Genomic DNA, 23,963 nt, shown 5'->3' with positions numbered 1-23,963 from the left:
TTCTATACTGTTTCTATATTTTTTTCTATACTCAGAATTTGCCAGACAAGATAGCTTCTATACTATTTCTATACGATTGTGTAGAAATAGTGTACATCTGGCTCATAACTGGAGGTTGCTGTCAGTTATGGATTCACGCCTAATACCATTTCACTAAAAAAATGATAGAAATAGTTAAGTCAGAAATATGAGCAGAAGTTCATGGCTGGAGTCACTAAAGTAAAAATAGAAGAGTCAGCAGAGGAATTACGTGAACTGCTGAAAAAACAGAAAACAGCATTAGGAAAAGAACGTATTCAAGCATTGTATTTACTGAAAATAGGTCAGGTAAGGACAATACAAGATTTAGCGGTAGTGTTGGGAAGAGGAAGTGCCACAGTACAAAGGTGGTTAAAGGCTTATACAGAATTGGGAATCGCCAGTCTAGTATCAAGAAAGAAGGGTTCAGGGCAACCGCCAATTATAAAGTCAGATGTAAGAGAGCAACTTTCAAAAGAATTAGAAGACCCCCAGGGATTCAAAAGTTATGAAGAAATAAGAACATGGTTAAAAGCAGTGGAAGGAGTAGAAGCTTCATACAAGGTAGTACATGATACAGTGCGTTATCAATCTGATTGCAAAGCTAAAAGTACCGCGTGCAGTAGGGATAAAACACCAGCCAGAAGCGGAAGAAGAGTTTAAAAAAAACTGCCACAATACCTAGAAGTAATTAAGAAATATGTCATATCACCAATAGATAAACAAAGAAAAATTAGATATTGGTGTGAGGATGAAAGCCGTGTGGGGTTAAAGACTGAAGCGGGTAGATTAATTACCAACTTTGGGACTAAGCCTATCGGTATCATGCAATGGAAACGAGATAATTTTTATTTATATGGATTAGTAGAACCGTTAACGGGTGAGTATTTCATCTGGGAATTTTCTCATTTAAATGCAGCTTGTTTTCAGGTTTTCTTAGAAAAGTTTTCTGCCACTTATGCCCAAGATATCCATATTATTCAGTTAGATAATGGAGCTTTTCATTTTAGCCAGCATCTTCAAATACCAGAAAATATCATTTTATTATTTCAACCTCCACACACACCCCAAGTTAATCCAATTGAGCGATTATGGGAGGAAGTTAAAAGACATTTAGCTTGGGAAAGCTTTGGAACTTTAGATGAGTTAAGACAATTTATCTGGAGGCGTTTGGAGAAATTAAACACATCAATCGTTGCTTCTATTACAGGTTGGGATTTTATTCTTGATGCTTTATTTGAATCAGATTTTTCGTGAATTGGTATAAGATAAAACTTGAACAACCCATCGTTGGCATACAGGTTGCAGTAAATAGTCAATCCACAGATAATGTGTGTGAAATTTTATGACTTGACTTTGATTCAACGAAAGTCCAAATGCTCTTAAAGTCGCATCTCTAAGTGTTGCCGATGTACCCTGCCATTCGAGCGTTCGCTTACTTTACAACTTGAAACTTAACTGAGTTAAAACCTGAAAATACAATCATAAATGCTGAAGTGAAATAAATCAGACATTAAAATCTCAGAAATCTATGGTAAATCCTCGTTTTTGGAGCGTAGCTGCTTTACTGGGGCTGTTAATTGGGTGTTCACCAGTTCAATCTCAACTACCACCATCAACCGAACTTTCCCCATCAATAAGTGTGCATTTGCTTTTGGGAAATCCTAGCAGTGCAACGCCAACGAGTCTTACACCTGACAACTACTTAATGGTCAAGTATCAGTATGCCCTCTCTTACAATAACAGTAAGGGAACTGCAAACTGGGTAGCTTGGCAGCTTAATTCTTCATGGCTAGGAAACGCCGAACGCCAAGATAACTTCCGTCCAGATCAAACATTGCCGAATGGTTGGTTACGGGTAACTCCTTCTATGTATTCTGGTTCTGGTTATGACCGCGGTCACATCGCACCTTCAGCAGACCGCACTAAAACAACAGAGGATAATGCTGCTACGTTTCTGATGACAAATATGATGCCTCAGACCCCTGATAATAATAGAAATACATGGGGCAATTTAGAAGACTATTGTCGAGAACTCGTCCGTCAAGGTCAGGAGCTTTACATCATTGCAGGGCCTAGTGGTAGTCGAGATCAACCACTCAAAGGTAAGGTGGTTATTCCTCAATCAACTTGGAAGATTGTTGTCGTACTAGATAATCCTGGTTCTGGAATTAATGGTATTACTGCTAATACTCGTGTCATTGCAGTCAATATTCCCAATGAGCCAGAATTAAATAATGACTGGAGGGCTTATAAAGTCAGTGTTGATCAAATAGAACAACTCACTGGCTATGATTTTCTGTCTAATGTTTCTCCAAATATTCAGGAAGTAATTGAAGGCAAAGTAGATAACAGTAACAAGTAAAGCAATCTAGTGGTCTGCATCATACACATTCATTGTCTCCCAGCAGGACATGAGATATGATTTTGGCGCTCGCTCGAAGGGCAGGGCTTGTAATTCACTCATTTAATACTTAATCAACTGGGTAATACAGCTTGTCTTTCTCATTAAACCGCCAAGAACGTTTGGTAAAGTCGCGGTCTTGTGTCCACCTCTCAAAATCTTTCTGGCTTGATGTTGCACGTTTTTCTTCGATGGTAGATGCTGTAGTGCCTAACCGCTTTGCTAAGTCTTCTGCATTGTGGGGTTGAAGCTTGACTGGCGCACTCGTCTGATAAGAGTAGCCGCCTGATTTGTTACGTGACCTTGATGTATTGATACTATTGTGCATCTGTATCAATGCCCCTTCAAATCGTGAAAGTTTGTGAGCTAGTTCTTCGAGTTTACCTTCGAGATTAGTTAATCTTTTTTCTTGCTGGTCGTTGCTACTTTCCCTCTCACTTTCCTGGAAACGAAAAAACTCTTCTTCCAGTTGATACAAGCGAATTTCTACACTTTCTTCTGTACCCGGTACGTCTCCTAAAATATGGTGTAGCCCTTGGATAACCAAATCTGTGGCAGTGGTTTTCCGTTCTCTTGCTGCTAGGCGAAGTGCATTTGCTAATACTTTGGGGAGTTTGAAGTTAATTGATTCGCGTTCAGCTCTTGCCATTTCTACACACAGTACATACCTTGGTATAGACAAAGTTTACCACTTTAGAACGAGCTAATCTTGAGCAAGCCAGAGTGCTGCTAGTAGTTCACCAACCCAAAATTGCCGTGTAGAACTAGCTCTTGTGCAGGGGGCAGGGCGCAAGGGGGAGAATCTTTCCCCTCCGCTCCCTGCTCCCTGCCCCGAAGCCAGCCACCACGCAAAGTTCTCTTGGCAGACTACTAGTGGGAGATACAAAGCAGTTATCATCTGTAGAAGCAAGCAGTCCAGATCACGCTCGTAACTTTGATTACACCTTTTCTTTCAGAAATCCGGGATAGCATTGCCAGTAGCGAAAAGCATTGCAACATAACTTAACAATCTTCTGTCTTGACGTATCCCTTGGGGTAGGGAGAATCCGCGTCAAACAAAGATGTAGAATGGTGAGTAAGATGTCCGGGAACAGAGATTATCGGACATTTATCGGACATATATTTGTGCGCTGGTGCTGTGTGTAAATTTATTGAGGTGAATGGTGATGGACTTGGCACAAGTCGAGACAGTAGGGCATACCCAACTGAGCGATGCCATAGCGCAGTTGTCACCGGAGCAGTTAGCTTTTATTCAGGCGACGGTTGATGCTGTTGTACGGGCTACGGTTCCGCCAAAAATCACCAGTGCTTCTAACACGAGCGAGTTGTTTTCTAGTTGGTTGGGTTCTCGTGAATCTGTGCAAACTGAGCGGGCTTATCGCAACGATGTCATGCACTTTGTGCAGTACAAATTGGGTACTGATTACCCCGACCTTGACGATTTAAATTTGCACACCGTTACTAAAGAAGATGTAGATGGATACAAAGCTTTTTTGCTAAAGCAAGAAAATCTTGGGCAAATTGCCCGTGCCAGCGTTAGGCGGCGGCTGGCTTCGCTCAAAAGTTTTTTGCGCTATGGATGTGATGTTGGATATTTGCGAACCAACAGTGCAATGCTCCTCAAAGTTCCTGCCGAACGTAAAAAAATCAAGGAGCGGACGCTGAGTGAAACTGAAATCGAGATGATGAGCGATGCGGCGCTACTTGCAGTCAGTCAAGCGAAAACACAACACAAGAAAATTCTGGCTCAACGCAATCAATTAGTATTTGAACTTTTTTATTGTGGTGGATTTCGGGTTGGGGAAGTGGCAACACTCACATGGAGTAGTGTTTACCTTAACCAGTCGGGATTACCTTATATCAAGGTAGTCGGGAAAGGGGATAAGGAACGCGACGTACTACTTCCCACCGAACTGTATCAATATTTACTCGCTAACCGACAGCGCCCCAAGGATAAAACTGAACCTGTATTTATTAGTCAAAAAACCAATAAGCCAGTAGGTGAGCGTCATATCCGCCGAATTATTAAATCCATTGCCCAGGGTGCTGGGTTATCACGCATTCCCTCCCCCCACTGGCTACGCCATTCTCACGCTACCCACGCCGCCAAACATACCCCGATTCATGTCATTACAAAAACACTAGGACATTCCAGTGGCAAAATTACGCTTGATAACTACTTACACGCAGGTGAAGATGAAGCGAGTTCCCTGAATCTCAGACACTACCGTCGCTGATAGTTTTATCAGTAGATATATCCGATTAAAAGGATTCTTTTACCGGGTGATAAAGTTCAGTCCTAGCATCCCATTCCCACCCCACACTCATAGGGTCACGGTTACGCGACCAACTGATAAATTCTTTGGCACTTAATTTTTCTCTTTCTACAATTAGGTTTTTGGGACTAACAGCCAGTCTTGGGGCTAAATCTTCGTTGCTTCTGGGTTTGTGTTCAACTTGGGGTTGTTCGTATGGATCAGGCTGTCTGCGCGGTCTGGTGTTGTTGTATTTACCGGAAGCGATCGCCCACTTCAAAAGTTGTGTTCTTTAAACTCATTTCTTGCACCAACCATAATCCCCCTTAGATAGCAAAGAAACCGGTGCCCAAAAGTAACAAGAGTTAAATAGAATCAACTAAATATGTTTAGTATCAAAAACAACTCAAACTTTGCTATTAATACAGGGGATGCAAGATGAGGGAATGCAGAGACTGTTTGGCCTCAAACATGGATAGTGATTGCATCTCAATCTCAAAATATGAGAGAAAAGGCGTGAAATATTGAAATGTTATAAAGCAAGAACAATGCTTGCCCACGCCCAAGAACTAGTTTACAGCCTAAAAGAATTGATGCCGACGCAGTACCAGAAAGATAACCTAGAGGCTATGTTGACGCTATTCCTAGAGGCACAAGGACACCCATTACCGGAACATAGTAAAATAAAATCCCCAAGTTCATTAAGCCGATTTTTAAATATTAACCCTTGGTCTACTAGGGAAGTAATTCGTGTTATTCGCTCCGGTGCATTACAGACCGTTGAAAATATACTAGCGTCATCTACTCCAGGACGAAAACCATTTTTACAAGTAATAATTGACCTAACGACTTTAGAAAAACGTGGCAAATTCAAAGCTTTTGAAGACCTAATTAGAGTTTATAACGGTAAGCGAGGTTTACATCTAGTAGTTGCTTATTTAGTCATAGGAAGATGTCGCATTCCTTGGAATTTTCGGGTTTGGAGAGGTAAAGGAACACCATCACCTGCACAGCTTGGACTAAAACTTGTTAAACGCTTACCTCAATTTTTAACTAACCGTTTCCAGACAGTTATTTTAGCTGATACAGCTTTTGGCAGTATTGAATTTCTTGAAGGTATACGTAAACTTAAATATCATGCTATTACTGGTGTTGCTATTAGTCGTAAGTTAGCTGATGGTAGACTTTTAAGACGTTTACATCAGCAGGGTCAACAGGTTTATCTGTTTGGTTTAAGCTTTCCTGTTACTGTTTCTTGGTATTACTTAAAGCGCAATAATGGCAAACTAGAAAAACGTTTTGTTTTATCTACTCGCCCGATTAAAGCTTCTACTCTTAAATGGTGGGGTAAGCGTCGATGGCAGATTGAGGGATGGTTCAAAACCGCAAAGCACCGTTTTGGTTTACATCGCTTTGGGCAAGGAACTCTGCTGGGTATGTATCGTTGGCTGATCCTTTCTCTCACCGCTTATCTCATAGCCCATTGGAGTTATCTGCATTCTCAGCCAGCATCACCACCTGATTGGGGTCAAGCTGCACAACTAGCTCTTGAATCTATTTTCCCACAAATAGTTGTGTATCTTCTTTTACTTAATATTGAACGCATCACCCCTCTTGCACGTAGTTTTGGTTTTGACATTCATATTTCGAGGTGCAAGAAGTGAGTAAAGAATTATTTGACCAATTGATAAATTCTTTGGCACTTAATTCTTCTCTCAAATAGCTAAGTCAGTTTAAATCAATTATTAAATTTCATTATTTTTTAAAGCGGGTATGATTGTGTTTAATATATAACTTGCTGCATAAAGCAGTAATTGGGAAGCAGCTTAGGAGTTAAAGCACAAACATTTTAATTACTAAAGGTCAAAGCATTTTAATTTTTTATGTATAGCAATGAACTTAACTTTGCACAAAATGCGATCGCTAGACATACCAATGGCTCTATTTTAGTGCTTGCCCCAGTTGGTACAGGCAAAACCCGTGTTTTGGCAGAGCGAGTTCTATGTGCAATAAATAGGGGCATCCCGCCTCAAAAGATTCTCTGCCTAACGTTTACAAACCGAGCCGCTAAGGAAATGAGTGAGCGGCTCTCTCAGTATTGTCCAAATCAATTACGTGATTTGACAATTAAAACTTTTCACGGTCTGTGTACCTTTATGCTGCGGATCGAGGCTCGTCAGCTTGGATTACCAGCAGATTTTGTAATCTACGATGATGCCGACTGTATTGAACTAATCAAGGAAGTTTTCAAGCTATCGAGTGATAAAGATGCCCAACGGTTGTTTTTTGACTTGGCTAACTGCAAAACTTTGGCTAGTGATCGCCAATTATCCCTGAATTATCCACTAGAAAAACTATATGCCTCATTAGGCTCGAACGATGCAAAACGTGCTGCTCAGTATCAATCTGCCTTACAAAAACGCCACGCTTTAGACTTTGCTGATCTCGTGTTTTATGTCCGGGTGATGTTACAGCATGACCAGGAGATTAGCCAACGTTGGGCAGATAAGTTTGATTTTGTTCAGGTTGATGAAGTTCAAGATACTCATCTTTCAGAGTACGGCATCGTTAAGCATCTGGCAGCTAACAGTGGCAATCTGGCAATGATTGGAGATTTAGATCAGACCATCTACGAATGGCGAGGATCTGAGCCTGATAAAGTGATTGAGCAATTCAAGTATGACTTTAAACCCGCAGAGTATTCCCTAACCTGGAACTATCGAGCAACAAAAACACTGCTAAACGCGGCTTCTGGGTTTGCAGATTCATTTGAACACCGGAAAACAAAGATTACACCTGCTCCTGATTGTGAAGTAGGAGAACTGATTCAAGTTCATTCAGCGAAAAATGAGCAAGCAGAGGCAGAGTGGATTGGTAGAGAAATCCAGCAACTAGCAGCCAATCAAAAGGATTTTGTCTACAGCCGAGTAGCAATTCTTGCCCGTAGTCATAAACGCACAGAAGTTGTTAGCCAGATGTTAGAGCGCATGGGTATTCCTTGTGTCACAGTAGAGAGATTCCAATTTTTTATGCGGCAGGAAGTTAAAGATGCTCTTGCTTATCTGCGTTTTATTTTGAACCCTTTTGATGCAGGTTCAATGCGTCGAATATTGCTTCGCCCCAGTCGTGGAATTGGTGAGGCAACCATAACACAAGTAATTGAGCAAGGAAAGGAATGCGGCTTTAGTTTGACTGATATGGCATCGAGCCGGACATTTATTAACGGTGATCCATTTAGTGAACTCTTAAGAATCTATTCATTTAGTACAGTAATTGTTTTTGATGTAGAGACAACAGGATTTTCGGTCAGCAAGGATGAAGTTGTAGAAATTGCTGCAATTCGTCTAGTTCAAGGGAAACCACAAGCTGAGTTTCATGCTTACATTGCTAATACTGTCAGTGTTGGTGATTCAGAACGTATACATGGACATAGCGATCGCTTTCTAGCAGAACACGGTAGACCAGCTAAAGATGTTTTTTGTAAGTTCTTCGAGTTTGTCGGGAATTCTATGTTAGTTGGGCATAATGTGGGTTTTGACATCAAGATGGTGACTGCCCAAGCCCAAAAAGCTGGTATCACTGCTTCAAAACTGCAATGGGAAGACACGCTAGACATAGCAAATCGTTTTATAGAATCTGACCATTACAACCTAAAAGCATTAGCAAAACATTTGAATCTTGAACATTTGCCTAGTCATAAGGCAATGGATGATGTGCGAACGACAATTGACTTACTAGCAGTGCTAATTCCACTTATTGAGCATAAAGCCGATTACCGTCAGGCATTGGTGTATCGCTATGGAGAAGCGTTTGAAGGATTGGCCGAACAGATGGATAAGTGGCGCAATGCTAGTCAAACACTACGACCCTCCATTTTACTGGATAAATTGCTTGTGGAATGTGGACTCTACAGTTACTACCAAGCAGAAGACAAACGCCTCAAAAATCTTCTCCATCTTGTACGAATTTTTCAGGAACGGGATGAGCCAGATTTGCACCCTGATACTTCTTTACGTAACATCCTTGAATTTACTGCCCTTGCCAAAAATTTAGATCAAGTCTCTCATGACGATAACCAAGTTCCTATTATTACCATTCACCAGTCCAAAGGTCTGGAGTTTGACAGTGTTTTCATCGCAGGTGCTACCGAGGGTGAGTTCCCCAGTTTTTTCAGTGTTCGTGACAATAATTTAGAGGAAGAAAGGCGGTTATTTTATGTTGCAATGACGAGAGCAAAGCAAAGGTTATTTATATCAGCCTACTCAACAGACTCCAAAAATTATCAGAACAAAATGAGTAGATTTATAAGCAATATACCAAATAACTTCATACATTTGAGTAAATTAATTAATCTACCAAAAACACCGTAAGTGTATAAACTTATGTTTAAAAATTGCTATTTTAAAAATAAATTTTTACTCTAAGTTATTGAGAAAATTAGCAATTATTAGCTCATAGATAATAATTTTTAACAAAAATAGGTAGCCATGCAAATTCTAAACATTCACATCCAAAATTATAGAAATCTAGATGGTCGCAATTTAAAATTTTATCCAGGAACTAACTTCATTATTGGCGAAAATAATGTAGGTAAATCAAATTTTTTAGATTTACTAAACATACTTTTTAATAAAAACAGTTTTGAAGAAGATGATTTCTGTGACACTTCTAACTTTATAGAAATCCTACTAACTTTTAAATTATCAGAAATTGAACAAGGGATATTTAAGGATTTGTTTGATCCCAGTAATAATAATTTAATCAACATTGTAGCAATTCAAGAATCTGTAGATGATACTATTAAATTTAAGCATAAAGAATCGGAAACACCAATTCAAAGTAATGTTGTTAAATGTGTTAATTATATAAATTATGATTCTTCAAGAAATCCACTTTCTGACCTAAATTTTACTAAAAACCGAGGGGTTAGTAGAATTTTGAATCATATTATAATAAAAACTTTAGAAGAAAATGAAGATATTAGTTTCCTTGAAAAGGAAAAAATTAATGAACTTTTAGTGCCAATCAATCAAACTATACAAAGAATTAAATCATTTAAAGATTTTTCCATACAAGCAATTCATGAAAATAATCCAAAAGATTTGCTAGCAAAATTAATTCTTTTGGTTGATGATAAAGAGCAAAGCTTGTCAAGGCTGGGCTACGGTGTGCAATTTTTCTCACTTATTACACTTTCTATACTAGAGAAAATATTAAACATAGTTCAAAAAAAGGTAAATAAAAGCCTTGTTCAAGATATATCGACATCAGAAAAATGTATTCCTATTTTAATAGGATTAGATGAGCCAGAAATCCATTTAAATCCTTATATACAACGAGCATTAGTAAGATATCTTGAAAAAATAATAAAAAATGAAGATAATGATTTCAAATTTTTATTGAAAAACTTATTTTCAATAGATAAATTAATTGGACAAATTTTAATTGTTTCACATTCACCAAGTATATTGCTAAATAATTACAAACAGATTGTCAGGTTTTATAAAGATGAAAATGGAAATGTAGGTGTTAAAAGTGGATATGAAATTAGTCTTGACTCATCTATTGAGAAACAACTGCTCAAAAATTTGCCTTATGTTAAAGAAGCATTCTTTTGTAGAGTGGTTATTTTAGTAGAAGGTGATACTGAACTGAGTGCTTTAAACGTATTTAGTGAAAGAATGAAAGTAAATCTAGATGAATTAGGAATTAGTATAATTCAAGCTGGTGGCGCAGATTCAATACCAGGATTAATGAGTTTATTGAATGAGTTTTCTATTCAAAATATAGGTGTAATGGATAGGGACAAACAAGAAAGATATAACGGCAAAGAAAATTTATTTTTTACTCAAGGTATAGATTTTGAAGAAGATATATATGATTGTTTGGATATTATAACATACGTAGAATATATTGAGAATGAGTTACCTAACGAGAGTGAAAATATACGTGGAAAGCTAATTGGAACTGCTAAAAGCCTAAATATAACTCTTGAACCACGAGAACCTATTATTTTTCAATTAAATAATTTAATTCAAGAAGATATTCAAAAATTGCATAGTAAATTAAAAATAGACATTACCAAGAAATGGAGAAAAGATAAAAGTGTTTTGACTGGGCAGTATTTAGCTAGTTCTGTTAATTTTATACCACAAGTTTATCAAAATATAATTAATAAATCAGTGGAGTTTTCAAGAAATGCAAAATGAATCATTGATAGAGGAGTTAAAAGAGAGGCTACACTCTCTACATTGTGGCGATCAAAAGCAACTTGATGTTATTTTTTCCCAATCAAAGAAACTTCTTGTTGAAGCCCCAGCAGGTTATGGGAAAACGAAAACAATGATTAGTAAAATTGCATATTTGCTGGCTAGTAATCAGGTCGCAGATCCAAAAAAAATTCTTGCCTTAACATTTGGTGTAAATGCAGCATATAAAGTCAAGAAGGATGTTTCTGAACAATTACCTAAACTAATGCAAATCAAAGGACTTAATCCTCTGAGCTTAAATGAAAAACTATTTATATCAAATTATCATGGTTTTTGTAGACATATACTTAAATTGTATGGTTATTTATTACATCCAAATCTTAAAAATATAGATGCTCTTATATCAGTTGATGATTCTAAACCAAAGGTTTTAACTAGTGATTTTAATGTACCATCTGATGCTGCGTTCTTTTTTTCAGATTATAATAACGCTGTTAAAACTAATAATAGAGGACACTTAAATAAGTATACAGAAAATTATGTTAATGGGATTACAGAAATATTTTTACCAAAAAACTTTATTCCCTATAATGCTATAATTATTTTAGTATTGCAACTTTTAGCTAAATATCCTGAAATTCTTAATTTCTATCAAAAATATTTTCCTGTAATTATTGTTGATGAATTTCAAGATACTAACGTATTGAGTTGGACATTACTAAAACAGTTAATAACTGAAGAAACACTATTAATTTTAATGGGAGATGCTTTACAAAGGATATACGGCTTCATAGGTGCGATACCAGACCTAATAATTGAAGCACAAGAAAAATATAGCATGGATATTATTAAACTAGAAAAGAATTATAGATTTAAAGATAATCTACAAATGCTTCTAATTGATAAAAATATTAGATTAAATGCAGAAAATCCAATAAAACCAAATATTATTAATGATGTGATTATTGAACTATGTTACAAAGAAAATCAGCAAGAAGAAGCAGATGCAGTTGTAGAAAAAATTAAATGTATAACTGAAAAGAGTATTTCTAACAACAAAATTGCAATTTTAATTAATAAAAGAGGCAATAATGTCAATAAAATTATAGAAGCTATATCACAAGCTAATATTTCATATTTCTATGGATTATTTAAAGAAGAAGACTCTGATTATTTAAATTTTCATAATAAATGTGCATCTTATTTTATGCAACTTTTAGCACAAGATTTTAGTCCATCGAAATTAAGCTTAAACAAATTTTATTCTTATATAGAAACCGTATTTATATCTCATAAAGACAAACCTACAGTTATGTCTTTGCTAGAATTACTAAATATCTTCTTCAAAAGAATAGTAAATGATTATTCATGGCTAAGTATTGAAGATAAAATTATGCTTATCAAGGATACTTTTGAAGACAAAACATTAAAACAAAATATGGAATATGTTGATCAAAATATAATTATGTCTACTATTCATGGCGCGAAAGGTCTTGAATGGGATTATGTATTTATACCAGATATGGAGATGTATTCTATACCCAGTTGGAATCTATGTGACCCTTGTAAATATAAACGAAATTGTAATTTTATATTGAATGAAAGCAACATGAAAAAATTCTTAGAAGAATTGAGTGTCTTTTATGTAGGTGTAACAAGAGCAAGAAAGCAAGTTTTTTTCTCTGCTAGTAAATCATCTTTAGATAAATATGGCAATGCAACTAACTCAAATATTAGTTGTTTCTTAAAATTACCTGGATTCACTCTAAATTGGGATTAACAGTATATAACTGCGTGCAAGCAGCAATACAATTAAAGTGTACGAAGAAAAGCGATCGCAGTTGATGAATTGAACGCATTGTTAGCCTACGGTAGTAACTAACCAATCGCACATCACAGATTTACACCCATTTACAAAATTAACAGCCACCTGCCACTGCCCCAAGTATCCATTCCAAAACGGCTCACCCTCAGCCACGCCGACACTCTCTCCGATTTTGTCAACTAGCTGTTGATAAAATTCTCCTGCATCTTCTAGACCTTGCTGTAATTTCAGCTTTAACCCAGTCCACAGCTTTGATTGATTGCCTGTCTGTATTTCGTTATTATGAAGCGACTCATGATTGTTAGGCTTGATTGGGTGTTCCATACCCAAGTTATTTTTATATATATAAGAAATACTATGAGGGTGTGGAACGCTATCAAATGCTGATGGTAACACAGTTGAGAGAATTTCTGGAGTTGGTGCTGTTTGGGCAGGTGTCAGATGTTCTTGATGTAAATCACTGTTTTGAACAGCTGCTGCAAGTGCTTTTTCTATGACTCCTGCCAAAGTTGGCGTTGGGGCCAGCTTGTCTATGTGAGCCATGATTGCTTGTAGCATTTCCCAATGCTGGCGATTTAGCTGATAAACATGACCTCTTTTGCGAGTTTTTGTACTTTCGCGCTCAATACATAGGGTATCCAGAATTAACCCAAGTATTGCACTATTACTGACTTTAAACGCTCCATTCTCGCTTTTCTCTAACGAAACTGTAAATCCTAGTAGACGTTTAATACTGTTTCTATGCTCTCGTGCTAGGTCTGCCACTGCCACAACTTCCGAAGAATTATTGGTGTACCTCCATCCTTGAACCAGTTTCTCGATGATTTCAGGAATACCTAACTCATGAAGTAATTGCCGCTTTGCTGCATAAAAGCTCTGGTCGCCGATATCTGGGTTATATTGGCGATCTGTGAGGTCGTAAGCTACAGCTGTCTGCTCGTCACCAAGCAAGATTTTGAGCATTTTTGCACCGCGTGTCAGGTTCTTAGTACGTTGCAATTTGACAATATCCTCTGTAATCTCCAGCCCAGTGTCCCGGTGCAGCCGTGTTTTTTCCAGTCGGTTACGTTCTGCGCGGTTGAGGTTGCCATTGTTGATCATGGCTTTCATAAATTCTGCCTCACTCATTAGTTCTGCCTGGGCGATCGCCTGATCTTGGGCTGATTTTATTTGTTGTTTCTGTTCTAGATAACAGTTACCCTCATTAGTAGTCAAAGGTTTGTCATTTGATTCAATTTTCAAGGTAAAACCAGCATTAACCAATAAATCATGTAACGTAGAGGAGGGATTTGCAATACTTGCATTCGCACGAGCAATAATGCCTAGCTTGTGTTGAATCCAGGGTAAATCATCAGGGCTAATGTCACCTTTAGTAGTTGGTAAAATTCCCTGTTCTATTAAGGGGCCTATTTGGTCAATTGATACGATTAATTTATCGGTATCTTGCACATTTTTCAATAAATCTGAAAGTAAAATATCCTGATTAATTTCTAATCTTCTACGTTTGGGATTTATCCAAACTGTTATTTCACATTCGAGACGATAACGAAAAAGCATTTGAGCTTGATCTGAAGCACTCAAAACATCACCAGAGAAGAAAGCATAACATTTTTCAAAGTGGGACTTTTCAAAACTTAATGCTGTTCCCATCGTCATCGTGTAACCTAGTATTTGATAATCTGGATAAATTTCATCAGCTTTTTGAATCAATTCCTTAATTCCCGGCTCATTACTGTTATCACCATGAGCAAAAAACATAGAATTATCCGGTATTCCTGCTGACAATAATTGCTGTTCAATGGCTAATAAATCGGTTTTATTCTCACAAGGTATGATGATGTTATGACCAGCTTTGGCAGCATTAATTAATCGAGTTAGCACTTCATCTTTATATTTATTACAGTTAAAAACTATTGGTTGACGATTAATTCCTTTTTTACCTTTGTGATAAATAATAAAAGCCGGATGACTATCACCGCGTACTTGTTCAATATAGTTTAAAGTTTCATCACATAAATCACGGTCACTACCAATGACATAAACAGCATTTTTTATCAGCCATTCTAGCTTAACTCGCGCTTTTACTCTTAGTGTACCTTTCAGGTTGCTATTAGTTTGAATTGACCTTAATACCTGCTCGATTTCATCCAGAATTAAGATAAATGGTTCATCTTTAGTCCATCTTTGGGGGTCAAACATGGCAGCTAAAGAGATATCTGTAATAGCTAATCTAGGAGCAGATGTTACACCTAATTGTAAATCTTTTAATTCGTGATGATGGAAACAATCAAACTTAGGAGCAGTGTTAGAAAGTAAGGCATTTAAATGAGCGACTTGGATAATTTTATGTGGCCACTGCCGACACCAAGCACTTAGTAAAAAGCTTTTACCTATACCCCAGTCACCTTTTATACCAATGATTCCCGGCGGTATACTTTTAAGTTGAATTGAAGGGAGAAACCCATTTTCAATGCTGATTTGAGCAGTCCGCGTCAAGTTAAATTTAGCAACATGCTGACGTTGAATTTCGTATTGGGCTTTCGGGTCTTTTTGCCAAAAATCTTCTGTTTCTTGAGCAACTTCATTTGTAACTACTACGGTATCCCGGCAAAGTGCTATTTCAGTGTTGAGTGCTTGAAGTAATTCATTAACTCGCTGCGCGAGGGAGGCAGAGGGCAGGAGGCAGGAGGCAGGAGTTTGCTTTATTGGTTGAGTAGCCCTATTGCCTTCCTCGCATTTGGGTTTAAGACCCCCGCTAAACTTTGTTTTAGCGGATACGAATTGCTGGTGGGTTAGAATCCCCCTGCAATCCTCCCTTCTGCCTTCTGCCTTCTGCCTCCTGCCTTCTTCAATTGGTATTACTTTTGCTGCAACCCAATCAGCAATGTCACCACCAGGAGGACACTGCGGCCATAATCTTAATGGGTCAATTTCAATAAAAGGAAGCTGAATCTTAGCTGCTGCAATTGCCAACTTTTGAGCCTTTTTCCGCCCTGGCTCGTCATTGTCGGGGAAATATACAACCCCAAGAACGCCACAATCTTTAATTTCTTGCAGCCCCAGCAACAGCAATTCATCAGACCAGCTACCACCCTGGAAAGTGAAACTTACTAATTGAAGAACCGAACGAGTAATGTCAACGCACTTCTCACCCTCATTCCCTAATATCCATTTGCCTGTGCCAAAGGAGCGTATTTCATCAATGCGGTAAGGATGCCAAGTTTCATCTCCCTTGCCTTTTGCTACTTCACCATCAGCAGTGCGGTGGTGAGGAATTGTTATTTTACTGCCGTCTGACTTTTCAATTCTCAGCACCCACTGATTAGGAGAATATGGGTAGGTGATTTCAAAATTTCTACCTCTGGCCACTTTCTTCGGTGGGCTAACTGAATGCGGTAACGTGGAGAGTGCGATCTCACCTTTTGGTATTGGTGCAGCAGCTGGTAATTTTGGCGTTTGTTCTACACGCTGAAGTTTTTTATTGATATAAGGAGGGTGTAGAACAGTTCCACCTATTACTTCTGCCCAAGGGCGAATAGCTTCTCTAATATCAGAACTCGCGCATTCCTGCCCCCAACAGTGATACTTGCCGCTTTTGGGGTCAATTGTCAAGCTGCCTTCGCACACCGGACACACATAACGGTGCTTACCTTTTTTGGGGGTCAGCCGATCTATAAAATTTCTAATGTCGAACTGCTCTAAGGAGGTCATAGTTTGACCCCCTTTGTTGCGATCGCTCTAACTTCTAAGCACTCGTTACCATTAATTTCAATTGTTTTCTCTTGTAGCACTTTCGTAAACTCCGATAATGTTTGCGTTCATCGGAGCTACCCAGTTTTATCGGGTGTTGGGTCTGATACTAATTCGCAATTCGCAATTACGAAAGTCTAACAGCATCCAGGTTTTTAGCCTTGAATCTGTTGCCCAATTTTAGAGAATTAGTATAATTTGCAATTAAGAAAATTAGGTATTACAAGAGTTTTAGCCCTTGTAAGAGTCACATTCTTTTCTTGATTTGGGATGACAACTTATTCTGATTCTCCAAAACTAAGCGACAGATGGAAGCTCTTAAAGTCTTGCTAAATCTAAGTTTTCCAATTGCGTTAGCGTAGCGGGGCGTTAGCCCATTGCAAATTGCGAATTGCGAATTGGTATTACTCCCATTACCCGGATTTCGGGCGAAACTAGCTCTTGCTAAAACCAATGAGGTTTTAACTATGCTAATTTGCCCACACTATGCAGACATTGTTACACTCAAATTGCTATAATATTCGGTTTCCTGCTTTTTAGGCAGATGATGTCTGCTTATGGGTAGCTAACCGATTTCCTGTTTTCTCTTTTGATTTTCAAAATGCAACTGGCCGTCAGATATATTTGCAGATGACGGCGATTTTGCTGTGTTATTAATTCCTAAAAATTCTTGTACGAATCCCCATACTTGACTTTGGGTAGTTCCGATAGACTTTTGATGCCAAGCATGAGTTAAAAAGGCCGGAGAGTAGGAAAGAATTTTCTGCAAGTTATTTTCCCTTTGCAACTCTGCATCTTCGTGTTCTTCTGGCCTGTTGCTTCTGGGGTTAATGGAAGTGAGTATTAACTTATCTTTATAAGTCAAAGAACTATCTTTAAATTTACTTATGAAGATAGTTAGATTTGTGAAATTTAGCATTGGTAAATGACCACATTGAGGGAATTTTGTAACAATTTGATGCACTTTTTTTTGAGAACACAAAAAAAAAGGGCATAGTTGACCGCCCCTTGTGGTAACATTGCCTCAAGGGTGGAGTCATGGTGGAGCATGGTGGAGTCCAGTAAAGTCCTCTAGATTCGTAAGCCTTTATTAGCCATCAAGATTAGGTTTCATGACCCTCGCAAAGTCTTTTCGCCTATCTTTTTGTCTAACGGCCCCCTTAAATTTGATTGCCTGAATATTATTGTTTGCCTAGCTCATCCTCCATTTGATATAGGTTGGTATCAGCTTGGTAAAAAACCGATGTAAATAGGTTATCACTCTTCATATCTCTGTCCAAAAAAATTTTTCGATACATTGTCGCTTGTTTCCTTCGATTCTTCACTCTTGCCAATGGAATCGGCGTGTAACCGAGTAGCCTTTGGCTGATAAAGTTGGATTGGGTATTTTTTATCATCACAAGCCACTGCCACCGTTGCGATCGCACCAAGAGTGAGGATTTCCGTTTTTGGTCAGCTTGGTGAGGATTTTCAGCATTTTTACTTACCAGCCTCCAACATCTTAGCGACTGTCTCTGAGTCAAATTGATTTAGGGCTTCCACTAATTCCTGAAACCGTCGATATTTGTCCTCTGCCCATTGGTCGGGGGTGTACCCAATACCGTTCGGTTAAGATATCTCTTCGTTGAAGCAGCAGGGGAGTGGAGGAGCAGAGGGGCAGGGGAGAGGTTACTGTCAATTCTCCCTTGCACCCCTGCACCCCTGCTCCCTTGCTTACCTTGACGAGTAAGTTCCTTATCCGAACCGTATTGGGGGTGTACCCTAAAACCTCACAGAATTTGATGTAATCTGTGCGCCAATGAAAATTTCCTAAAAGAGTCTTAAAAGAGTCAGCAATACCCAAGGATTCTAAGCTAAGGTTTGATTGCTGCTTGGTAGTGTTATCCTGTAAATTTTCCATATTAAGAATTGCGATCGCGTGAGTTTACAAATGTTGACCGAATCAAGAACAAGTAAGAAATGGAATGCGTAAAAATTAGTTACATAAGCTGGGAGCAAGGGTAGTAGGAGCCATTACTGTTTACACTCTTGTGTGCAGTCGAACCTATGTTAGTGGGCTGGCAGATTGAAAAATCTGTTCTGCGGTCAGAGCCAATTCGGGAAAAGTTAAAGATTCGATGTGATCACTGCCTCTAAATTGAGTAACTTGGTACTCACCATCGATTAATTGATAAATGGAGATAGTAGGCAGTTTAGGATTGCCGATAAACTTTCTAGCGCCTATAGCAGCGTAATCTATAATCCAATATTCAGGAATACCTATAGCTTCGTAATCAGCTAATTTTTTGTAGTAATCATCTCGCCAATTACTGCTAACAACTTCAACAACTAATGGAATAGATGCAGACTGAGATACAGTCGATTCCTTTTTCCATAAAGGCTCATTCACCAAATTTGGTCGATTGATGATTAATATGTCTGGTGAATAAGCTGATTCACCTTCAGGTGGTTTGACTAATACAGTTTTTGGGATGTAATAAGGTAAATTTAAACGCTTGATATCAGCAGATATTTCTAGTGCTAAAAAACCCACAACATCTTCATGGTCGCCCGTTGGTTGTGCCATTTCAACAATCACGCCGTCATGTAATTCATATCTTGTGCCTTCAGGCCGCCACGCTGCAAAATCTTCAAAGGTTACTAGTTTACGTAAGGCTTGAATCATAATTTATTGCCTTTAGTAGTCGTTTTGCTCATACCGTCTTTTCGTTCTCCTGTTTCATCTTCCTGCTTCAATTATTTTGGCGATCAGCGATCGCAGTGAAAATTAGGATAAATTTACGAATCGGTATCAGTGTTGTTGCCTTAATCATCAAGCGCGATCGCCTGTCTTGATATTTAGTTACATTAGGTGGTAGTAGAGGATGCGGTAGCCATTACTGTTCACCATAGATGCGCGGTCGAGTCTAATTTTGTGGCTCAATTCTGGTTAGCTGTAATAAAATTGCCCCAAGCTGGTTTAACGCCGCGTTAGTAGTGCGCTGATTCTCATCAAAATTTAGTTGATGTTGTTCAAAATTTCTTTGTAGCACTTCTGTATTTTCTCGTAATTCAAGTAACACATCATTGAGAATTGCATCTCTAGTAAAAATATTCTGTGCTGTACTGAGTAAACTATCTAGCTGTTCTTGGGTGTTGTTTTGCCGTTGGGCTAATTCTGCCAAAATCACATTAGTAGTTGCTTGTTGATTTGCAATACGCTCTAGCGTGGATTCAATACGGTCTAGGCGGCTTGGTTGTTCTGGTGTGTTGGTCATACTGTTTCTTTGCTCTGACTGGATTCACGTTCAGCTACATAGTAAAGCTGAGTAAAACATCTTCATGTTTTTCCCTTCCCTGGTTACGACAAGTAAGAAAGATGGTGAGTAACATTTAGTTACATTAGGTGGTATTAGAGGATGTGGTAGCCATTACTGTTCACCCTAGATGCACGGTTGAACCTCATAACCCACTGCCACCATTGCGATCTCGCAGTATCCGCAAGATTTCACGAACATCATTTTTTAGTTCTGCTAAATCTGCCGTATGAGCATTCAATATTTGGGTGTGTTCTGCCTGGACAGTGAGAATTTGAGCGATCGCCACTTGGCTAGTGCCGATTGTACCTGTAAGTAATTCCAGGCTGCTGACCCTTTGAGCTAGGGCATCTAGGCGTGAGTTGATATCGTCGATTTGGGCTTGTGTCATGCTGGTTTTTTGTTCTCCTGTTTCAATCAACCACAGTCTTGACAGTAAAACCTTTGCTACATTTTTGAATCAAAAACCATCTTTTTGACTCTTTATCTAACGCTGGTAAGATGCGGAAATTAAAAACATCTGCCCAATTTTCGATACCGTGGCTATTGGCAAACTCTACTTCTAGCTGTTTAAACCCTTCCCAATCACGGTCTGAAATGGCTGCAAGTATAGGAATTACTGCACTTAGGGGTATTTGGGTTGATGTTTCAGTCATTAAGTAATATCCTCAAAAATACGAACTATTGGTAAAACACCTTCTTGTGTGTCGATAACTTCTATTAGTCGCCTAAGAGTGTTTTTAGCAATTCGTTGGCAATATTCTTCAGATGCGGCTATGAGGATGCGGTAGCCATTACTGTTTACCCTAGATGCTCAGTAGAGCCTAATTCTGTGGGTCAATTCTGGTTAGCTGCAAGCAATAATATTGCATTCATCTGATTCAGTGCGGCGTTGGTAGTGCGCTGATTTTCTAAAAAATCTCGCTTCAATTCCTCATGGCTGTCCCTCATTTCCAGCAGTACATCATTTAGAATTGCGTCCCTAGCCAGCACAGAGTTTACATTACTGGTCAAATCATCAATGTTGGCTGTTAAGTCAGCGATAGCTTCCGTATTGCTGGCTTGCTGGGTAGCTACTCTTTCTAAAATTGCTTCTATTCGGTCAAGTCGGTTTGGCTGTTGCGGTGTTTCCGTCATTTCCCTACCTCAATCATCAAAGCGATCGCTTCTTTATCAAAGCGCCCCAAATAATTAATTAACTCTTGAAACTGCTTATATTCGCTTTCTGCCCAATCATCTGGGGTATAGTCTAGTACCTTCCAAAACTTTATATAGTCAGTTCGCCAATTGAAATTATTCAGTGCAGTGATAAAGCCGAAAGCTTTATCTAGTGCTTGTGGTGTTACTTCTGGATTATCAGCTTCATAGCTTCCAGGGGTATTAGTCATACTGTTCCTTTGCCTTCGCTGGATTCACGTTCAGCTACATAGTCTTTAATAAAACTGAGTAAAACATCTTTCATGTTTTTTCCTTCCCTAGCTACGACTGACTTAAACTGATTTCTCAGTTCGTCAGGCATTTCCACTCGAATAGCAACAAGTTTAGTTTCATCCATATAACAACTTTAAGCCTGTAGTGCCTATATTTTTGCACTTCATACCTTAATACTGCTATTGGATAAAGTGGATTTATTTGCTTTATATGCACTTTATGCTATATTGCAAATTAATGCAACCAATCGATCAGCAACCAGCTACTAATTAGTGTCCGACGAGTACCCCAAAGAAAAGTACTGCAAGGGGTTTAGCGATTTGACGCTATATTGTGCTGCTTAATTTATCGATGATTAGCTAATTAACTATCAATTCATGTTTATTGCTGTATGACCCATGAAACCTAGACGCTGTAAGCATTCCACCGATTTAGATTTATTCATTGAATTTCCAGCGACCAAAACACATTTGGCCAATTTGTTGGGTGTAGCTCGTTCCACCCTTTGCACTTGGGAAAACATAGCATTCTGGCGTATTGAGTCATTTCGTAATGCTTACCCCAAAGCCTATGACGGAACTATTGACAGAGAATCGCCCCTAAGCCCTTACCAAGCCTGGGTTTTAAGTCGTGTAGGGCGGCTTATGGCACAGCTTAGACGTTCTGAACGGGTAAAAGGGTACATCTTGAAAAATCAGCACGATTTTAGTCGCTATCGCTATCAACAGGCATTCCAGCAAATCCAATTAAAAAAGGGAGCGTAAATCATGCCACGCACAGCTAAATCAAAGCCCACACCAGTACAAAACACAATTAGCATTCAAGATGCTGTTAACCAATTAGGAACCAATGAACAAGACCTAAGACTGGCATTGATAGACATTCGCCCGGATGACTTCGACACAGTGAAAGCCTTACCAAGGCAGGATTTTGATGCAGTTGCTAAGAAAATCGAAACTTCCATACAGCCACAGTTGCCAGCACATAGCGAAAATTTAGAAAGCCCTGAAACGCCTATGGTGCAAGCATCACAAACAGCCACAGAAAAGCCACAAAATACCCTATATGTACCCCGTCCCCCACAGCAACAAATAACCAATCCTAGCCAATGCCCAATACCCAATACTGGCTTATCTCTAGTTGAGCAGTTAGCCAAACAAGCCAGTGAGGAGATAGCGGCTGTAGATGCGATCTCTCAAGTTAAAAATCAGTTGATCATTAATAACTTGGCTATTCGCCAAAGCGAGTTAACAGAAGCCATCAACCAAAACTGGCAGTATCAAAAACAAGAGTATCTGGGAGCGATTAGAGATTTAACCAGCTTGCGTAAACAACCTGTAGAAGTCACACCAGATGAAACCAACCTACACCAAGAAATTGATGAGATTATCAACGAACTGGGAAAGAACCTTATTGTATGACGACCAATGTCTTACTGTTGCCCTTTGACCTTTTGAACGGACTACTAGAGAAAATTTTTAAGTTTATTTATTGAGTGCAACATGAATACTCAACCACTGCCAGAACTGATTGCACAGTCACAGCAACTACTCACTCAAATTCGACAACACCCACAGTTTAAAATTTTGCGCTTTGACTGTGATGTGACTATTGGAGATGTTTGTCAATTTTTCAATACGCTCCAATACTCGACTACTGACTTAGATGTATCCAGACTCGAAGGTTTTAACGAATAGATATCAGGGTTTAAGCTCTCAAAAAAATTGAGAGCTTGAGCATCAGATACACCTCAATCTTAACCATGAATGATGACTTAAATCGCCAAATTGAAAACGCTAAAACTGATGAGGGTGAACTCAACGAAGTATTAGAAAAATACGACTTAGATGAGCAATTAGCGCAGGAATTTAGCGACATAGACAAAGCATTTCGCCAACTAGAAATTCGCTATCAATCACTAATTAACGCGAGAAAGTTCTTGAACAATGGCTAAAATCGACACCACTAAAGCAGCTGCTCAAGCCGTAGCTGAAAAACTTGCTAGAGGCAAAAGCACAACGGGTGCAACCACTACTAGCCCGAATACCGTTGCTGTGACCATAGATAGCCGCATCCCTGGTTTACTGACTGTTACCCCTGAAATGCTCCCAGCGATGATTCCAGCATTTCACCCAAGCAACTATCACATCGCTGACCCGCTTAATCCTCCTGAGAGTCTACCCCAAGCCACAGAAGCCCAATTAGATAAGGGGATGAAAATTTACGAGGGCGCGACACGAGCGTTAAAACTCACCGGGGCAGCATTCGACCTCACACGCGAGAAGTTTACCGTAGTGGGTAAACACGCTAAAGCTTTCGGTGCTGGCATCCAGGCAGCTACAGAGCTTGAGAAAGTTAAGGGTAATTACCTTGATTATCTTAATCAAAAAGAGGTCACTGACCAAAAATCTGTGACTTTAGATGTGTCTAAGGTTCGTACAGTTACAGAAACTAACATCGCAGTTCATAGCAAGGATGAACTCAGTCAAAAACTAAAACAGGCAGAAATCAAAGCTGAAGAATCAAGATTAAAAACTGTTGAAACCGAAGGTAAATTATCTAGTTTTAAAGCTCAATTAGGCGATTATCTAGAGGTTAAGAAATGAAGAAAAATACTAACAAATATCTTGAGTATTTGTTGCCAGATGAGATTAATTAAAACGTATCGGCTCAATAATCAGGGGTATGCGGAGGAAAATAAGGTGAGCGAGGTAGACACAGTGTCATAAAATATGACACATGACGCAAAAGCTTCTTTCGAGTGACAAGTCAGTA

General features: G+C 38.8%; 23 protein-coding genes and 1 pseudogene. 13 read left to right on the top strand and 11 right to left on the bottom strand.

Annotation, left to right across the window (positions count from 1 at the left end; translation table 11 throughout):
• The first annotated feature begins 201 nt into the window (after nt 1–201).
• The 3 genes from H6G74_RS16895 to H6G74_RS16885 all read left to right on the top strand — a co-directional run bounded on the left by H6G74_RS16895 (nt 202) and on the right by H6G74_RS16885 (nt 2,383).
• Nucleotides 202–681, top strand: a complete 480-nt coding sequence (locus tag H6G74_RS16895; RefSeq protein ID WP_190968770.1) for a helix-turn-helix domain-containing protein — start codon at nt 202–204, stop codon at nt 679–681.
• A 6-nt stretch (nt 682–687) separates the two neighbouring features.
• Complete coding sequence (locus H6G74_RS16890) at nt 688–1,275, top strand: IS630 family transposase (RefSeq protein WP_199341038.1); 588 nt, start codon at nt 688–690, stop codon at nt 1,273–1,275.
• Between the two features lie 274 nt (nt 1,276–1,549).
• Nucleotides 1,550–2,383 carry a DNA/RNA non-specific endonuclease gene (locus H6G74_RS16885; RefSeq protein ID WP_190968769.1) on the top strand — a complete coding sequence of 278 codons (834 nt, stop codon included), beginning with the start codon at nt 1,550–1,552 and terminating at the stop codon, nt 2,381–2,383.
• A 109-nt stretch (nt 2,384–2,492) separates the two neighbouring features.
• Here H6G74_RS16885 and H6G74_RS16880 read toward each other — a convergent pair whose 3' ends face one another.
• On the bottom strand, nt 2,493–3,071 hold the full coding sequence (locus tag H6G74_RS16880; RefSeq protein WP_190968768.1) for a hypothetical protein: 579 nt from the start codon (nt 3,069–3,071) through the stop codon (nt 2,493–2,495).
• A gap of 517 nt (nt 3,072–3,588) precedes the next feature.
• Here H6G74_RS16880 and H6G74_RS16875 point away from each other — a divergent pair.
• Entirely contained in the window at nt 3,589–4,659 is a 1,071-nt protein-coding gene (locus H6G74_RS16875) for a tyrosine-type recombinase/integrase (protein ID WP_190968767.1), read from the top strand.
• A 25-nt stretch (nt 4,660–4,684) separates the two neighbouring features.
• Here the strand turns inward: H6G74_RS16875 and H6G74_RS16870 are convergent, their stop codons facing one another.
• The gene (locus H6G74_RS16870; protein ID WP_242051254.1) at nt 4,685–4,957 is read right to left on the bottom strand and encodes a hypothetical protein; all 273 of its coding nucleotides are present in this window, start codon (nt 4,955–4,957) and stop codon (nt 4,685–4,687) included.
• Between the two features lie 268 nt (nt 4,958–5,225).
• Between H6G74_RS16870 and H6G74_RS16865 the strand changes: the two are divergent.
• The 4 genes and pseudogenes from H6G74_RS16865 to H6G74_RS16850 form a co-directional block, all read left to right on the top strand.
• A pseudogene (locus tag H6G74_RS16865) lies at nt 5,226–6,284 on the top strand (transposase); the annotation flags it as partial.
• Nucleotides 6,285–6,560: 276 nt separating this feature from the next.
• Nucleotides 6,561–9,047 (top strand): 3'-5' exonuclease, encoded by a 2,487-nt coding sequence (locus H6G74_RS16860; RefSeq protein WP_190968766.1) that lies wholly within the window; start codon nt 6,561–6,563, stop codon nt 9,045–9,047.
• Between the two features lie 117 nt (nt 9,048–9,164).
• The gene (locus H6G74_RS16855; RefSeq protein WP_190968765.1) at nt 9,165–10,886 is read left to right on the top strand and encodes an ATP-dependent nuclease; all 1,722 of its coding nucleotides are present in this window, start codon (nt 9,165–9,167) and stop codon (nt 10,884–10,886) included.
• Nucleotides 10,876–12,666, top strand: coding sequence for a UvrD-helicase domain-containing protein (locus H6G74_RS16850; protein ID WP_190968764.1), 1,791 nt, complete (start codon nt 10,876–10,878; stop codon nt 12,664–12,666). The genes H6G74_RS16855 and H6G74_RS16850 overlap by 11 nt, the downstream gene beginning before the upstream one ends.
• Before the next feature lie 81 nt (nt 12,667–12,747).
• On the opposite strand, the gene H6G74_RS16845 is transcribed toward H6G74_RS16850, so the two are convergent.
• The 9 genes from H6G74_RS16845 to H6G74_RS16805 all read right to left on the bottom strand — a co-directional run bounded on the left by H6G74_RS16845 (nt 12,748) and on the right by H6G74_RS16805 (nt 21,312).
• Complete coding sequence (locus H6G74_RS16845; RefSeq protein ID WP_190968763.1) at nt 12,748–16,422, bottom strand: plasmid replication protein, CyRepA1 family; 3,675 nt, start codon at nt 16,420–16,422, stop codon at nt 12,748–12,750.
• Nucleotides 16,423–17,026: 604 nt separating this feature from the next.
• The gene (locus H6G74_RS16840; protein ID WP_190968762.1) at nt 17,027–17,380 is read right to left on the bottom strand and encodes a hypothetical protein; all 354 of its coding nucleotides are present in this window, start codon (nt 17,378–17,380) and stop codon (nt 17,027–17,029) included.
• A gap of 1,125 nt (nt 17,381–18,505) precedes the next feature.
• On the bottom strand, nt 18,506–19,126 hold the full coding sequence (locus H6G74_RS16835) for a Uma2 family endonuclease (protein ID WP_190968761.1): 621 nt from the start codon (nt 19,124–19,126) through the stop codon (nt 18,506–18,508).
• A 241-nt stretch (nt 19,127–19,367) separates the two neighbouring features.
• Nucleotides 19,368–19,718 (bottom strand): hypothetical protein, encoded by a 351-nt coding sequence (locus tag H6G74_RS16830; protein ID WP_190968760.1) that lies wholly within the window; start codon nt 19,716–19,718, stop codon nt 19,368–19,370.
• Between the two features lie 184 nt (nt 19,719–19,902).
• Entirely contained in the window at nt 19,903–20,148 is a 246-nt protein-coding gene (locus tag H6G74_RS16825) for a hypothetical protein (protein ID WP_190968759.1), read from the bottom strand.
• Nucleotides 20,149–20,170: 22 nt separating this feature from the next.
• Complete coding sequence (locus H6G74_RS16820) at nt 20,171–20,413, bottom strand: hypothetical protein (RefSeq protein ID WP_190968758.1); 243 nt, start codon at nt 20,411–20,413, stop codon at nt 20,171–20,173.
• Between the two features lie 181 nt (nt 20,414–20,594).
• The gene (locus H6G74_RS16815; protein ID WP_190968757.1) at nt 20,595–20,894 is read right to left on the bottom strand and encodes a hypothetical protein; all 300 of its coding nucleotides are present in this window, start codon (nt 20,892–20,894) and stop codon (nt 20,595–20,597) included.
• Nucleotides 20,891–21,145 carry a hypothetical protein gene (locus tag H6G74_RS16810; protein WP_190968756.1) on the bottom strand — a complete coding sequence of 85 codons (255 nt, stop codon included), beginning with the start codon at nt 21,143–21,145 and terminating at the stop codon, nt 20,891–20,893. Before H6G74_RS16810 ends, H6G74_RS16815 begins: the two co-directional genes overlap by 4 nt.
• Entirely contained in the window at nt 21,142–21,312 is a 171-nt protein-coding gene (locus H6G74_RS16805; protein ID WP_190968755.1) for a copy number control protein, read from the bottom strand. Before H6G74_RS16805 ends, H6G74_RS16810 begins: the two co-directional genes overlap by 4 nt.
• Before the next feature lie 274 nt (nt 21,313–21,586).
• Between H6G74_RS16805 and H6G74_RS16800 the strand changes: the two genes are divergently transcribed.
• The 5 genes from H6G74_RS16800 (at nt 21,587) to H6G74_RS16780 (ending at nt 23,794) form a co-directional block, all read left to right on the top strand.
• Nucleotides 21,587–21,952: a hypothetical protein gene (locus H6G74_RS16800; protein ID WP_190675761.1), complete on the top strand. Its 366-nt coding sequence runs from the start codon at nt 21,587–21,589 to the stop codon at nt 21,950–21,952.
• A 3-nt stretch (nt 21,953–21,955) separates the two neighbouring features.
• Nucleotides 21,956–22,609 carry a hypothetical protein gene (locus H6G74_RS16795; RefSeq protein WP_190968754.1) on the top strand — a complete coding sequence of 218 codons (654 nt, stop codon included), beginning with the start codon at nt 21,956–21,958 and terminating at the stop codon, nt 22,607–22,609.
• An 81-nt stretch (nt 22,610–22,690) separates the two neighbouring features.
• A complete protein-coding gene (locus H6G74_RS16790; RefSeq protein WP_190675757.1) occupies nt 22,691–22,885 on the top strand; it encodes a hypothetical protein in 195 nt (64 codons plus the stop codon).
• 65 nt (nt 22,886–22,950) lie between these two features.
• A complete protein-coding gene (locus H6G74_RS16785; RefSeq protein WP_190675755.1) occupies nt 22,951–23,142 on the top strand; it encodes a hypothetical protein in 192 nt (63 codons plus the stop codon).
• Nucleotides 23,135–23,794, top strand: coding sequence for a hypothetical protein (locus tag H6G74_RS16780; RefSeq protein WP_190968753.1), 660 nt, complete (start codon nt 23,135–23,137; stop codon nt 23,792–23,794). The genes H6G74_RS16785 and H6G74_RS16780 overlap by 8 nt, the downstream gene beginning before the upstream one ends.
• Nucleotides 23,795–23,963: the final 169 nt, after the last annotated feature.

This window comes from Nostoc spongiaeforme FACHB-130 (genome assembly GCF_014698475.1).
In the GTDB taxonomy this organism is placed as follows: domain Bacteria; phylum Cyanobacteriota; class Cyanobacteriia; order Cyanobacteriales; family Nostocaceae; genus Nostoc_B; species Nostoc_B spongiaeforme.
This window is presented reverse-complemented; position numbering and strand designations above follow the sequence as displayed.

Bases quoted from the DNA above. Each gene is read 5' to 3' on its own strand.
- H6G74_RS16895 (WP_190968770.1), top strand. From the start codon at position 202: ATGGCTGGAGTCACTAAAGTAAAAATAGAAGAGTCAGCAGAGGAATTA.
- H6G74_RS16885 (WP_190968769.1), top strand. From the start codon at position 1,550: ATGGTAAATCCTCGTTTTTGGAGCGTAGCTGCTTTACTGGGGCTGTTA.
- H6G74_RS16880 (WP_190968768.1), bottom strand. From the start codon at position 3,071: ATGGCAAGAGCTGAACGCGAATCAATTAACTTCAAACTCCCCAAAGTA.
- H6G74_RS16875 (WP_190968767.1), top strand. From the start codon at position 3,589: ATGGACTTGGCACAAGTCGAGACAGTAGGGCATACCCAACTGAGCGAT.
- H6G74_RS16860 (WP_190968766.1), top strand. From the start codon at position 6,561: ATGTATAGCAATGAACTTAACTTTGCACAAAATGCGATCGCTAGACAT.
- H6G74_RS16855 (WP_190968765.1), top strand. From the start codon at position 9,165: ATGCAAATTCTAAACATTCACATCCAAAATTATAGAAATCTAGATGGT.
- H6G74_RS16850 (WP_190968764.1), top strand. From the start codon at position 10,876: ATGCAAAATGAATCATTGATAGAGGAGTTAAAAGAGAGGCTACACTCT.
- H6G74_RS16845 (WP_190968763.1), bottom strand. From the start codon at position 16,422: ATGACCTCCTTAGAGCAGTTCGACATTAGAAATTTTATAGATCGGCTG.
- H6G74_RS16840 (WP_190968762.1), bottom strand. From the start codon at position 17,380: ATGCTAAATTTCACAAATCTAACTATCTTCATAAGTAAATTTAAAGAT.
- H6G74_RS16835 (WP_190968761.1), bottom strand. From the start codon at position 19,126: ATGATTCAAGCCTTACGTAAACTAGTAACCTTTGAAGATTTTGCAGCG.
- H6G74_RS16830 (WP_190968760.1), bottom strand. From the start codon at position 19,718: ATGACCAACACACCAGAACAACCAAGCCGCCTAGACCGTATTGAATCC.
- H6G74_RS16825 (WP_190968759.1), bottom strand. From the start codon at position 20,148: ATGACACAAGCCCAAATCGACGATATCAACTCACGCCTAGATGCCCTA.
- H6G74_RS16820 (WP_190968758.1), bottom strand. From the start codon at position 20,413: ATGACTGAAACATCAACCCAAATACCCCTAAGTGCAGTAATTCCTATA.
- H6G74_RS16815 (WP_190968757.1), bottom strand. From the start codon at position 20,894: ATGACGGAAACACCGCAACAGCCAAACCGACTTGACCGAATAGAAGCA.
- H6G74_RS16810 (WP_190968756.1), bottom strand. From the start codon at position 21,145: ATGACTAATACCCCTGGAAGCTATGAAGCTGATAATCCAGAAGTAACA.
- H6G74_RS16805 (WP_190968755.1), bottom strand. From the start codon at position 21,312: ATGGATGAAACTAAACTTGTTGCTATTCGAGTGGAAATGCCTGACGAA.
- H6G74_RS16800 (WP_190675761.1), top strand. From the start codon at position 21,587: ATGAAACCTAGACGCTGTAAGCATTCCACCGATTTAGATTTATTCATT.
- H6G74_RS16795 (WP_190968754.1), top strand. From the start codon at position 21,956: ATGCCACGCACAGCTAAATCAAAGCCCACACCAGTACAAAACACAATT.
- H6G74_RS16790 (WP_190675757.1), top strand. From the start codon at position 22,691: ATGAATACTCAACCACTGCCAGAACTGATTGCACAGTCACAGCAACTA.
- H6G74_RS16785 (WP_190675755.1), top strand. From the start codon at position 22,951: ATGAATGATGACTTAAATCGCCAAATTGAAAACGCTAAAACTGATGAG.
- H6G74_RS16780 (WP_190968753.1), top strand. From the start codon at position 23,135: ATGGCTAAAATCGACACCACTAAAGCAGCTGCTCAAGCCGTAGCTGAA.